Raw genomic sequence first — 14,786 nt, 5'->3', positions numbered from 1 at the left:
TTACTTTTTTGGTTTTATGCGGGGGAAAATATTTCCCCCACATAATTGGTTTTGTATTTATTTAGGCAACTGTTCCTGAATAATGAAGAAGCTCTGTTTGAGCGAGTTACCACCGTGATTATTGACAACATTCTGATAGATGTACTCTATGTCATTGGTTGTTCCTTGGAAAATCACCTCTCCGTCCATGTTGATATCACCAGTATGGTAGCCTGCCAAAATGAAGAATGGTAACCCAATCACGTTGGCTGCTGCCCCAATAATTTGCTGATAGACAATGTTGACGTCGTTGGCAGTACCTTGGTAAATCACTTGACCGTCGTAAAGTGCATTGCCTGCCCAAAGTGCTTTCCCTTGTACCACATTCACCTGCGACTGATGAATTGGGGAATTAGCTAAAACATAGGTTGGTGTTGCTGCTAATCTGAAATCGACAACTGTACTGATGAGTGTTAATGGAAGTGCATTCTTCGTCATGACACCCAAGTGATTACGATGTTTGACAACCACAAAGTAGTTTGCTGGAATTGCACTGGTGAAAACAATAGCAGAAGTACCATCTACATCTACAATATCTCCATCTCGTTGTACAAGCGCCGAACGGCTGTCGATCACCTTAGTAGAATCTGTTGCACTTCGAAGTTCTACAAATACCCAATCTACGATGGCATTTTGTCCAGTAACTGTCAACACCGTGTTTGAAGTGATGGTATCGGCTGGTGTAATCGGATTCCAAGCTAGGTAAGGTGATTTTCTTGGAATCAAGTTTTTCACCCGCAAATCATCCCGCATCAAATTACCCGAGAATACCCCAAACAATGAGCCTTGTAAATACACTTTTGGCAAGAGTGCAACCTTCGTGACTTGTAAAATTGTAATGTAAACCGTGGCGGTATCACACAGATTCGGCGTTCCGTTGTCGCAAACCTTATAAATGAATCGGTCTGGGCCTACGTAGTTAGAATTTGGTGTATAGGTATAGGTACCGTTCGGATTGAACACCACCGTACCATTCGCTGGATTGGTCAGTTTGGTAAACACAAGCGGGTCGTTGTTAGGATCGCTGTCGTTCGTCGCTACTGTGCCGCTCACTGGTACATTGACTTGGGTAACGTTGGCATCATCCACCGCTACTGGTGGATCATTACCAGGAATCAATGGTAATACATCTACCGTTACTGTCGCCGTATCACAAGCGCCTTTCACGTCACAAAGCACATACTTGAAGCGGTCTTTGCCCACAAATAAACCCGTTGGCGTGTAAGTAAAACTGCTGTCGGATGGGTTATAAACCACCGTTCCGTTGGTAGGGTTACTGATTCTGGTCACCGAAGCAAACTTGTCGCCCTGCGGGTCAAAGTCATTGGCCAACACCCTTACTTTCACAGGTACACCTACTTGCGTCTGACTCGCGTCATCGTTGGCCACTACACTGTTGATGGTGATGATTGGTAAAATGTCAATGGTCACCGTAGCCGTATCACACAAGCCTGCACTGTTGCAAACCACGTAGCAGAAGTTGTCTGTGCCTACGAAGTTGTTGGTTGGTGTGTAGGTGTAGTTGCCATTGGCTTGCATCACCACTGTACCGTGTTTCGGCGGACAAATTGTCGGTATCGACGTATTGACCGTCAATGGTAAACCTTGTGGGTCATCGTCATTGGTCAACACATTGCCAGATACAGGCGTATTGATTGGCGTATTGTTAATGTCATCAGTCGCTATTGGTGGTGATACCAATACCGTGATATAAACCGTGGCAGTATCACACAGATTCGGCGTTCCGTTGTCGCAGACTTTATAAATGAATCGGTCGGGACCTGCGTAGTTATTATTTGGCGTATAAGTGTAAGTACCGTTCGGATTGAACACCACTGTACCATTTGTTGGATTGGTCAGTTTGGTGAACACAAGCGGGTCGTTGTTAGGTTCACTGTCGTTTGTCGCTACTGTACCACTTACAGGTACATTGACCCTTGTGACGTTGGCATCGTCCACCGCTACTGGTGGGTCGTTACCAGGGCGAACTGGCAATACATCAATTGTTACGGTTGCCGTATCACAAGCGCCTTTCACGTCACAAAGCACGTATTTGAAGCTGTTCTTGCCTACAAATGCACCCGTTGGGCTATACGTGAAGCTGCTGTCGGTTGGATTATAAACCACCGTTCCGTTGGTCGGGTTAGTGATTCTGGTCACCGAAGCAAACTTGTCGCCCTGCGGGTCAAAATCATTGCCCAACACCCTTACTTTCACAGGTACACCTACTTGCGTCTGACTCGCGTCATCATTGGCCACTACACTGTTGGTGGTGAGTCTCGGCAAGATGTCAATGGTCACAGTAGCCGTATCACACAAGCCTGCACTGTTGCAAACCACGTAGCAGAAGTTGTCTGTGCCTACGAAGTTGTTGGTTGGCGTGTATGTGTAGTTACCATTGGCTTGCATCACCACTGTACCGTGTTTCGGCGGACAGATTGTCGGTATCGACGTATTGACCGTCAATGGTAAACCTTGTGGGTCATCGTCATTGGTCAACACATTGCCAGATACAGGCGTATTGATTGGCGTATTGTTGAAATCATCGGTGGCAACTGGAGGTGATACCAATACCGTAATATAAACCGTGGCAGTATCACACAGATTCGGCGTTCCGTTGTCGCAAACCTTATAAATGAATCGGTCAGGACCTGCGTAGTTGTTATTTGGCGTATAGGTATAAGTACCGTTCGGATTGAATACCACCGTACCATTTGTTGGATTGGTCAGTTTGGTGAACACAAGCGGGTCGTTGTTGGGGTCGCTGTCGTTCGTCGCTACTGTACCACTTACAGGTACATTGACCCTTGTGACGTTGGCATCATCCACCGCTACTGGTGGGTCGTTACCAGTAATCAATGGTAACACATCTATCGTTACGGTTGCCGTATCACAAGCGCCTTTCACGTCACAAAGCACATACTTGAAGCTATTTTTACCCACAAATAAACCCGTTGGTGTATAAGTAAAACTGCTATCTGTGGCGTTGTAGACCACCGTTCCGTTGGTCGGGCTAGTGATTCTGGTCACCGAAGCAAACTTGTCGCCTTGCGGGTCAAAATCATTGCCCAACACCCTCACTTTCACGGGTACACCTACTTGCGTCTGACTCGCGTCATCGTTGGCTATCACACTGTTGGTGGTGAGTCTCGGCAAGACGTCAATGGTCACAGTAGCCGTATCGCACAAGTTGATACTGCTGCACACTATATAGCAGAAGTTGTCTGTGCCTACGAAGTTGTTGTTTGGCGTATATGTGTAGTTACCATTGGCTTGCATCACCACTGTACCGTGTTTCGGCGGACAGATTGTCGGTATCGACGTATTCACCGTCAATGGTAAACCTTGCGGGTCATCGTCATTGGTCAACACATTGCCAGATACAGGCGTATTGATTGGCGTATTGTTGAAATCATCGGTGGCAACTGGAGGACGTGCGCTCACGGTGATGATTAAGTTTGCATCATCACACAAACCTGTTGGATCACAAACTCTATATGGAACAGTAATAACTCCCACAAAATTTAATGCTGGGGTAAAAGCAAATGAACCATTTACCAAGTCCCACACGAGGGTCCCTTGGGTTAATAAGGGTGAGTCCAATGGGTCAAATGATAACTCGGCCAACGTATTGTCAGGGTCGGAATCATTAGTAGCGACTGTTCCATTGAAAGGCGTATTAAAAGGAGTCGTATAAAGGTCATCAACTGCTACTGGCGGCTGACAATTCGGCGCAATCAAGGTACCCGAACCAGTGGCTGTACAACCATTAACATCAGTCACTGTTACAACATAAGTTCCTGACGACAAACCAGTTAAATCTTTACTAGTGCTACCACCAGGAGACCACGAGTAGGTGTATGGCCCTACCCCACCTGTCACTACCGAAAATGCTTTACCATCAATTCCTTGACAACTCTGATTTTCAGCCAATACGCTTACTGAGAGCGCAGGGGCACTACCAACGGTAGCGGAGATAGTTTTGGTACAGCCTAGTGCATCAGTCACTGTGACATTATAGGTGCCTGCCGATAGGTTTGATGGATCTTGGATGTTCCCAATGGCAGTTGGGCCAGTCCATACGTAAGAGAACGGCCCCGTTCCATTTTGGATAATTAAATCTATAGCACCCTTATTGATGGCACACGAAGAGGTATTCGAAACGTTGACAAACAGTTCTATTTCAGTAGTCGGCTCAGTGATAACGACAGAAGCGGTAGCCGTACATCCATTGGCATCTGTAACGAATACGTTGTATGTACCTGCCTGTAAACCCGTTGCGGTCGCGGTCATCGCTCCATTAGACCAATTGTAGGTATAAGGAGCCGTTCCGCCACTACCTGTAACGGTCGCTTCACCATCGCTTCCCCCTTTACAGCTTACGCTTTTTGTTTGCGATGCAGTGGCAGTTAAAACAGTGGGTGAAGTAACAGGGCTTGCCGTTAGTGTTTTCACACAACCGATGTTATCCGAAACTGTAACAGAGTAAGTCCCTGCTGACAAGCCCGAAATATCTTCGGTAGTAGCACCATTTGACCAGCTAAACGTAACGGGTGCTACGCCACCAGTGACGATGAGGTTTACCCGACCGTTGTTGTTGCCAAAACAGCTGATTGGTGTAGTGATAGACGCAATTGAAAGACTGGAAGTATTATTGACCGTAAAGGTTTTAGAAACTTTACATCCTGTATTATCAGTCACTTCTAAGGTATAATTACCCGCTATTAAATTGGTACGATTTTGTGAAGTAGGTCCATCTAACCACTTATAAGTGTAAGGAGCAGAGCCACCCGTTACTGATACTGTGATAGCGCCCGTTGCACTGCCAGAACAAAGAGCATTGGTGATTGCCCCCGTTATGATGATTTGGATGGGTTGTCCAACCGAGGTTTGAAACACTTCCTTACATGCGTTTGCGTCGGTAACTGTCACCGAATAATCGCCTGCTGGCAAATTAAACAGGTTTTGACTGGTTGAACCATTGCTCCACAAATAAGTATAAGGAGGTGTCCCGCCACCGTTTGTTATCGAAATCTCGCCAGTGGAAGCACCAAAACAGTCCGCATCAGTAGGCGTTATCGTAGCAGATATTGGGGCCGTTGGGCCAGAAATAGTGAATATGTTTGAAGTAACCGAACAGCCATTGGCATCCGTCACCACTACATTGTAATCCCCAGGATTCAGACCGCTAATATCTTGGGTAGTAGCACCAGTGTTCCACCCATACGTATAAGGCGGTGTTCCACCAGATGCATTAATATCAATACTTCCATTGCCATCTCCAAAACACAACACGTTGGTTGTGTTAACTGGAGTTACAGAAATCAAAGAGGCAGGTTGTGTAATCTGCATATTTACCAGCGGGAAGGTGCATCCATTCGCATCAGTGATGGTCACGTTATAGGTACCTGCTGGACGATTAATTATATCTTTGGTCGTTGCCGTGAAGCTATTCGATCCCGTCCAAGCGTATGTGTAGGGAGCCGTCCCGCCAGTTACAGTCAGTACGATTTGACCATTTGTACCATTTCTACAACTTACGTTGGAAATAACCCGAGTGGCACTTAAAGCGGCACTTGGCTGTGTGATTACAATGGTTTGCGTTGCAGTACAGCCGTTGGCATCAGTAACCGTTACTTGGTAAGTACCTGCTCCAATAGAAGGCTGGTCTTGGATATTACCCGAAAAGGCAATTGAGTTACGCGTCCAAGCGTATGTGTAGGGAGCAGTACCACCCGATACGCTTAAATTTATACTTCCTGTTAAGCCACCGAAGCAATTGACATCCGTTTTAACATGATCAAGCACAATCGCCGCTGGCTGTGTAAGGGTAGCGGTTGTCGTACTTTTACATCCCGTGGCATCTGTCACGGTCACACTGTAAGTTCCAGCCACTAATCCCGTTCTGTCTTCGGTAGTAGCTCCATCAGACCACAAGTAGGTGTAGGGGGCTGTTCCGCCCGTCACCGTCACGTTTATAGTACCTGTGCTGGCACCGTTACACGTCACGTTGGTTGTTGTTCTTGTAACAGTTGGCCCGTCTGTGCTGATGACGGCAACGGTGGCCGTCTGAAAACAGCCTTTTGAATCTGTCACCGTCAGGGTATAACTACCACTGCTCAAATTAGTTAAGTCTTCGGTTGAGGCTCCGTTATTCCAATCGTAATCATAAGCGGGTGTTCCGCCACTCACGGTAATGTTAATCGCACCGTTTGATTGGTTACAAGTAGCATTCGTGACCGACGCAGTGGTCAGCACAGGGTTATCTTCTACCGTAACATTCACAGTGGCCGTAGCCTTACAGCCCGAAGCATCTGTGACCACCACTGTGTAAGTACCATTGTGGAGGGCTGCATTCGCGTTGAGTATGGTAGGGTTAGCGCTGGATGAGGTAAAGTTGTTTGGCCCCGTCCAAGCATAAGAAACGCCACCAGTAGCCAGCAAACCGATTGTTCTGTCTTTACAAATCGGCAGTACAACGGAAGCTTGTGCCGTTGGCTGAATCACATCTACATCAATGCAGGTCTGGGCACTTTCGTTACAATTATTCACCGCCACAACGCACACTTGGTAAGTGCCAGGCGTGACACCAGTCCAATTCACTGTGATTTGTGGTGTACCTTGCCCCGCTGTGATAATTGCCCCAGCAGGAACCGTCCAAGTATAGGATATATTGGCAGGATCAGGGGTAACCGAGAAGACCTCAGCGACACTGCTCCGACAAATATCAATGGGGTCGCAATTGCTGGGAGCATTCAACACAATGTTGCTGCTCGCAACCGTACAGCCTTTAGAATCGGTAACGGTTAGATTATACGTACCAGCGGCTAGACCTATTCGGTTACTGACATTGTTGGTTCCAGGTATGTCCGCCCAGTCGTAGGTATAGGGAGCTGTTCCTCCGATGACAGTAGGTGTGATACTTCCTGCTGCAAAACATTGGGGCTGTACTATTGACCGACTCACTGCCAAAGCCGCCGAAGGCTGCGTAATGGTGAAATTAACGGTTTCCTCACAACCACCATTGTCCTTAACAGTAACCGTGTAAGCGCCCGCAGTTAGGTTAGAAAACGTACCTGAACTCACAAAAACGCCACTTCCTAGTTTGTATGTGTATGGTGCAAGCCCGTTTGCCCCTGCAACGGTGACTGCACCAGTGGAGGCACCAAAACAATTGATATTGGTTTGTGATGTTACGGAGGCAGTGATACTACCACAGAATAAAGTAAGCGCCGCCGAGCGTTTGAATCGAACGCAATCATTGGAACTATGCGTAACTACCACATAATAATTATTTCCGTATAACCCCGTACTGTTCGATATAGTTAGCGTAGCCGTTGTTACACCACTATACACACCCGTATTGGTCAGGGCAGTTCCACCAGCATCAGGGTCACCGACATACCATTGGTACAATAGACCTCCATTTGAGTTGCCTGCTGTACCGTAGCTGGGCGTACCGCTACTGTAGGAGGTGGCGTTATCACCGCGAGCAGAGATACTAAAAGTGGCTGGTGCAGCCGCAGCTACCGATTGATTACTCGGGTTGGTCTCAATCACAACCCGCGTAGCCACTTGACTACCTCCAAGGGTTTGTCCCCCACCCGCAGCTGTTGGAACTCCGTTTGACCCAACCCCTCCAGTCAGTCGGCCATTGGCATCTACACTGGTAAGCGCAGCCCCTCCTTCGATAGCGTCGAAGCATCCATCCCCGTCAGAATCGTTATCCAACGAATTGACCAGACCATCTCCGTCTGTGTTGCCAGACCCCTCCACTGTATCCAATATGCCGTCGTTATCATCGTCTAAATCGCAATCGTTCGAAATATTATCCCCGTCGGAGTCGGGTAAATTACCTATGCTTTGGGAGGAGAGCGTTGTTTGGTTCGTTATATTATTCGCGTCTCGTATCTGTACCGTATAAGTTCCAGCCGTAAGTCCATTAAATACATTACTACTCTGCCAAGCACCTGAGTTAATTTGGTATTGGTACGTACCGCTTCCTCCCGTTGGGTTAGATACGGTAATTGATCCGTTGGCCACACCGATACAAGCATCTGTTTTACTGGCCGTTCCGCCTACTGGTGGCAGCGAATAGTTGACAATAAGCTGCGGACGGTTAGACGCGACAGCTGCATCATCGCTGTACATATAATACCATGATTCTTCTTTGTCACCTACAAGGGTTTGGGGTACTATGCCCAAACCATAATTTGGATGAGTACCATTATACCACTGTTGCACTAAGGTTGTAATGGTGATATTATAAACAAAACCTTCAGGATCAGACGCCCCCCCCGTTAGTGTGCCATAGTTGTCGCTTGCAAAACTCCCGCCAGTCCAGCTGCCGCTTCCGGGGCTGTTCCAAGTGGATGATCCTGACTGTGTGGCATTACAGGCACTCCCTTCTACCCAAGCAGTGGTAACCCTTCTGATGATTGACGGGAACGATGAACCTTTCTCGCCATCCCATCCTGAATTATTGCCGTGTACCATTCTGAGGGATGCCGAGGTGATGGTTGCCCCAGCAGGGATAGCCGTCAAATCAAATTCGATGAAGGCATTTTGCTGGTAATTAGAAGCATTGTCAGGACCGATACCCTGGCACGAACCGTAGTTTCTGGTATTATACCCTTTGTAAACCGAGGTTGATTTCGTTGAGGTAATGGTCACCGTCTGGGCATGGATAACCCCCGCAACCCCAAAAAACAGGCATAAAACAACTGTGATACGCGACAAATGATAATAAATCTGAGAAGATTTATCTTTTATTTGCTTAGTTACGTAGATGGTTTCCATAATATAGCTTTTGATTCGATTGACACATAAAATTCTTTATTGCTGGTTAGTAAATAGGTACCCCTTTTTTGATGAGTCCATTTACGGTGTACTCAATCTTATTTTTCCTCCAATTCAAAACAGTAGGAGTATTCAATAATTCTAAGTTCGGTTTGTCATCAGTCATCACCTCTACGTCCCCTAATTCATACCCTGATATTGGGACATAATCTGCCACGGAAAAATGGTCATTGGGTAGAATATCGTTGTATCTTAAGTTTTGGCTAAGTGCCTCTTGGATATTTAATGAACCAGGAGTACCATAGATTAATAAATCAGCAGATATTGATTTTTTTTCATTCTTAACCGCAAACATTTTATATCCAATGGATTCAAAAGTTTTGATAACCGAACGGGGCGCACGTGAAAGTTCTAAATCATCTGTATCCAGCTGACCCTGAAAATTCACAATCACCAATGCGTCTTTATTTAATGCAGCCTTTAACTCCTTTAGACCTTCTATTGTAAACATGTGGGAGGGCTGTACCTCTCCATTGACAATATCCAATATGACTACATCGTATTTTTTTGTGGTATGTCGAATGTAATGACGTGCGTCATCAATGACCAGATTAGCAGAGGTTGGATTATATCCAAACCATTGCTCAGCGATATACGGAATCCGTTCGTCCAATTCCACAATATCAAGTTCAAATCCGAGTCGAATCAAATTATGGGCAATGCTTCCCCCGCCCATTCCCAATAGCAAAGCCTTGCTTTTAGCTGGCTTTATCCCTGCTAAAGCCGTCACTTTATGGGGATACCTCCATACTGAAAATGGCTCGATACCCACATTGGTAAAAGTTTGGTCTATTCCATTGAGTAACAATTGCCTTGTGTTCACTGGGCGACCATCTTTGGCAAAACCTTTATGATCTACCACCGTCCACTCACCCAAGATACCGCTCGACTGATACTGTACTGTAATTGCTGGATCAGCGGTAGGTTGGCTATAGACAAACGGAACGAAAAAAACAAAAAGGCCAAAGGTGAGAACAGCTTGCATTTTTTGTTTTCGGCTGAACATACCGATTGCCGAAAAACCCATTAGTACAAGCCCAGTAAAAGTCGCAGTGGTTTGAATACCTAGTTCGGGGATGAGCACAAAACCCGCAAGAAACGTAGCGAGTATGCCCCCAACAGTAGAAATGGCATAGATGGTACCAGCGGTTTGACCCGCATTTTCCTGCGATTGATTAATAAGCTGTATGATGATGGGAGACACCATCCCCATGCAAAAAATAGGCGGTAATAGGTAGATTGAAACCGAAATTAATGAGCCAATACGCACCCCAAAATCCGCCGTAGCCATCATTATAGTTGGCGCAATCCTTGGAGCTACGATTGTGAATATCGCCCCCATAGCAAGTATGGCAAACAGTGGGCTTTTGTCTTTGTATTTATTAGAAACACTGCCCCCAACGAAATATCCGCCAGAAAGAGCAATGAGTGTTATTCCCAATACAGAAGCCCAAACATACATTGATGTACCATAGAACGGTGCAACAATCTTTGCCCCCAGTAACTCTATAATCATAACTGCAGCTCCTTCCACAAAGGAAACTATAAGCAACAGTTTCCTTTGACTTTTAGGTAGCACATCAACTTGAATAGAAGTACTAGATTTGATATTTAGTTTTCTTTCCATTTGAAATATTTTTTTAACATTTCCATTTTTTATTCTACACTACCCCTAGTTTACACAATCAATTGATGTGCTTTTAAACGCCAATTTTTGGGTGTTACTACCTCGTTGGAGCGGTTTAAAAATTAATTATTGTTTATGGTTACTGGCTTGACAGGTGAAGGGTTTATTGCAGTAAGTGTCACTGAAGTACTTGCTGTACATCCTACGGCATCCGTCACGGTTACGTTGTAAGTTCCAGTGGACAAGCCTGATTGATCTTGAGCTGTTGGCACAAGACCTGTTCCGTTCGGAGTTGTCCAAGCATAGGTAAACGGGGCTGTACCACCGCTCACCACCAAATCAATGACCCCGTTTGTACCCAAAGGTGCATTAGAACCAGGCGGGCAAGTTGGAGGCGTTACATTGGTAGTCAATACCATTGTGGCGACATTTGATAAAGTGATGGTAGCAATAAAAGTACAGTTTCTGGCATCGGTGATAGTGACCTGATAATTCCCCGAGGCCAAGCCAGTGATAGTAGCGGTTCCGTCGCCCGTTGGCGTACCGTTCCAGTCGTAAGTATAAGGCCCCGTGCCACCCGATACTGTCGCCGTCACACTTCCGTTGGTGGCTCCGCAGGTTGGCTCTGTTTTTGACAAAGAAGCCGTAAGGGCGGCAGAAGGCTGCGTAACGGAAATGTTAGTGACTGTTCCAGTACAGCTTCTTGAATCTGTGATGGTGACACTGTATGTGCCCGCAGGGATATTGGTACGGTCTTTGGTAGAGGCCCCATCGTTCCACTGGTAGGTATAGGGACCGGTTCCGCCAGCGACTGCAAGTGTGATTGCTCCTGTAGATTGGCCAAAGCAAGCCACGTTTGTTACGGTTGGTGTCGCACTGATTAGTGCGGGTTGGGTTACGCTGATGCTATTTGCGGTAGCAGTACACCCCTGGGCGTCGGTGACAGTCACGCTGTAGTTACCAGCCGTTAGACCACTGCGATTTTGGGTAGTAATGCCGCTGCCCCAATTGTAAGTGTAGCCTGGCGTTCCACCCGAAACCGACAAACTGATAGAACCAGTAGCACCGCCATTACAAGCCACTGGAGTGACTGTTGGTGTTATGACAATGGCAGGGTACGTACCCACTATAGCAGTAAAAGTATTGGCACATCCAGTAGAAGAGGTAATCGTAACGGTATAAGTACCCGCAGCAAGACCAGAAATGGTAGTACCGTTGCCCGAACCAGAGCCACCGCCCGAGCGAGTCCATGTATAGGTATAGGGTGCAGTGCCGCCCGTAACAGTCATAGCAATGGCCCCCGTATTGGTAGCACCAGTACACAGCGGTGTTACAGTAGAAGTGACCGATTGGCTGCACGGCTGAATGGTAATAGGCGTGGCAGTGGAGGTTTGCCTGCCGCAGGCGTCGGACACTGTGACGGTAATCATACAAGAGGTGACGCTACCCACATTGGGAGGGGTAAATGTAGTACTGGCAGCCGAGGCATTGGCAAAAGTACCCCCGCAGCTACTCGTCCATTGATAAGTAAGCGGAGAAGATACAGGAGAGTTAGCCGTGACACTAACGGCATAGCCAACACCTATTGACATGGTTGTAGGAACACTTGCCACACTGATAAAAGGTACTTTGTCAACAGAAGACAAAAGACTGAAATTAAAAAAGGCACGAATGGCGGCGATGCTGGCCGTCCCACCTGCTTTTTTGATGTCGTGACCTGCTTCGTACATCACATAGCCTGAAGTGTTGAGGCCAAAACCACGACCAAAGACAATCACGGCTGCTGGCCCAGGCGATAGCCCTGGGACGTTGGATTGACTAGGGTCGAAAGCAATAACTTGGGTCGTGGGCCGCCAGCCGCCCCCCGCCTTGGGAAGGTAGATTTGTTCAGCACCTCCAGGGTGAGCTGCATCTGTCGAGCCCATGTATTGCGAAGCAGGACTACTTGGGTTAATACGAGTGTAAGGGGGACTTCCATCAGCGTGTGAACCCGAAAAAACCAAGGCATTGCCAACGCCACCTACGTTGGTGGCCAAGAAGTTGGTTTGCAAACTGCCATTGTTCATGTTCTCCAATTCCGAAACAGCTTTGCAACCCGCCCAAATCGCCCCAAACTGCGTACGGTTCCAATTGTATAAATTGCTGTGGGTACTCCATTTGGGATCGGCGTGGGGCATCACAAAAATATCATCGCAACCTCCCAATGACTGGGGGTCTTTAAAGTTATAAGCCGAGGATGGAATCCCCGCCTGACTGAAAAAACCTTCAGCGATTTTTCCATTTTGGTCGTCCAACGTCCAGCGGGGTGCTGACCTGAGGGTATAAGTTACGTTTACCGTCAACGGGCTTGTCGTGGTTATCCCCGAAACGCCATAGCTGCTAATTTTGCCATTCACCGATGCGTTTCGAAAAGAGGCTGGAATAATGAACGTCCCGCCTCGAAAATCTACCCCTTGGTGGCTAAAGTCTATACCATCAATGCCTTTGGTTTGGCTAATGACCCATTTGACAGGGATTTTGTCATTTTTCAACAAATCATAAATCAACCCGTAGGGCCTCAGGGCATTAGATTGGGTTTGCGGGGTAATCCCCATGTTGATGATGTACGAGCCCGAAGGAAAGGTTTCGGTCTGTGCATAAGACCTCAAGATTCCAGTCAGCATACACAACTGAAATAGAAGTGTTGTCAAGAGGTATTTGGAGCAACGGAAGTGTAAAAAAACAACCATACGATTTCAGAATAAATTTGTTCGAAAAAACTATGAACTACCTAGCTTTTTTGTAACAAGAACTAATCCGACGATTTAGCCAAATCGGTATATCGGTTATCGTTTTGGTTATTTTGGGTATATGAAGAGATTAATCCAATTGAAAGAAATATAGCGGCCATAAAATGCGCCTATTTTTTAGATATATACCCCTATTTTTAACTTTTATGATTAGAAAAATGGAGTAAAAATATTTCTTTTTATGATAAAAATAGGAAGTTTATAGGCACTTCAAAGGAGCATATCCTTTCACAATTTTCATGCCATATTTAAAGAATTGGGCAAATAAATCACCTACAGTAGCAGCAAGACCTTAGTGAGCAACATTGCCCCATATTTCGGACAACGACAGGCGTTTAACAAGTGGCGATTTGAGAAGAGTGGTATCGGTTTCTATTTTACCTATATATAAATACATCATGTTGGGTAGTATTTCTTGGGTACTTGGATTCATTCCAGGCAGATGTATGGTATCCAAATACGCCCCCAAAGTATATTCTTTTGGTTTTGGGATTCGGTTCATCCCATACATTCTAACAACCCTGACGGTGGCATCAGGGGTGAAATAATAAGCAAGTTGTTGTTTGATTTGCTGACGTTGAAGTGGGTCTTTGTTATGCGCCAACGAATTAAGTAACCCTCCCAACACTTTGACAGGCACTGTTGAAGAATCGGAAGGTACTACTATCCCACTCCTCAAAGTGCTTCCTTCGCAAGATTTCATTTCCAAAACAGGGGTTTGGCTTATGGGCATCTCATTGAAAAACCGATTTAGATACGAAGAGGAATAGGTATGAAACTGACGAAAAGATACATGGTGTAAAACACTGGAATCCAATGGCATAAGCATCCGCTCAAACGCACGAACAAGCGACTCAGTAAACAATGACGCACTGTGGTTTTCATTGACCCAAGAAGGCTCATCAGGTAACGAACTCCCCATTTTGACGATACCAGAATGCCCTAAGAACAGTTTTTTAACTACCTGCTTACGATATTCCATCGACACTCCAAGGGTATCGATTACTCGTTGGGGAGAATGAATGCTTTGTGCACTATACTCTGATACAATCCATCCCAAGTGCAGCTTTTGGGCTTTTTGCTTGGCCTCCAGCCAACTAGCCACCTCATCTACTGATAACCCAATGGTTGGGTTGTCTCGTAGTTTCCAGTGGGCAAAAAGACTACTTTTATTGGGAGGAAGAAGGCCAAAGCCAGCATAGTATATGACTACGATGTCATTTTCGCCAGTGGGAAGACTATCAATGGTTTGATGGAGATTATTGGCAGTAAATTTTTGCTTTGAAAGGTGGATTACCTCCATTTTATAACTCAATTCCCGTTCTACAATTTCTAGGATTGAAAGTATATCTGATTCATTGCGTAATTGCATCAAACCAAAATTAGTATCTTCACCATCAATTACAAATAGTACATGCAATTTTTGAGCATGGATAGATACAGATATAAATAATCCGCAAAAAATGATAAAC

4 protein-coding genes are annotated in these 14,786 nt (G+C 46.0%); all 4 read right to left on the bottom strand.

Annotated elements, in window-relative coordinates; genetic code table 11:
- Positions 1-57 precede the first annotated feature (57 nt).
- The 4 genes from AC23P2_RS23960 to AC23P2_RS23945 all read right to left on the bottom strand — a co-directional run bounded on the left by AC23P2_RS23960 (position 58) and on the right by AC23P2_RS23945 (position 14,686).
- Positions 58-8,838, bottom strand: coding sequence for an Ig-like domain-containing protein (locus tag AC23P2_RS23960; RefSeq protein WP_487775547.1), 8,781 nt, complete (start codon positions 8,836-8,838; stop codon positions 58-60).
- A 46-nt stretch (positions 8,839-8,884) separates the two neighbouring features.
- Positions 8,885-10,525, bottom strand: a complete 1,641-nt coding sequence (locus AC23P2_RS23955; RefSeq protein ID WP_487775546.1) for a spermidine synthase — start codon at positions 10,523-10,525, stop codon at positions 8,885-8,887.
- A 122-nt stretch (positions 10,526-10,647) separates the two neighbouring features.
- Positions 10,648-13,188 (bottom strand): hypothetical protein, encoded by a 2,541-nt coding sequence (locus AC23P2_RS23950; protein WP_487775545.1) that lies wholly within the window; start codon positions 13,186-13,188, stop codon positions 10,648-10,650.
- Positions 13,189-13,606: 418 nt separating this feature from the next.
- Entirely contained in the window at positions 13,607-14,686 is a 1,080-nt protein-coding gene (locus AC23P2_RS23945; RefSeq protein WP_487775544.1) for a hypothetical protein, read from the bottom strand.
- Between the last annotated feature and the right edge of the window lie 100 nt (positions 14,687-14,786).

The sequence above is a fragment of the Runella sp. R0.1_18 genome (assembly GCF_057652155.1).
The sequence above is the reverse complement of the archived record's forward strand: the minus strand, read 5'-3'. Positions and strand labels throughout refer to the sequence as shown.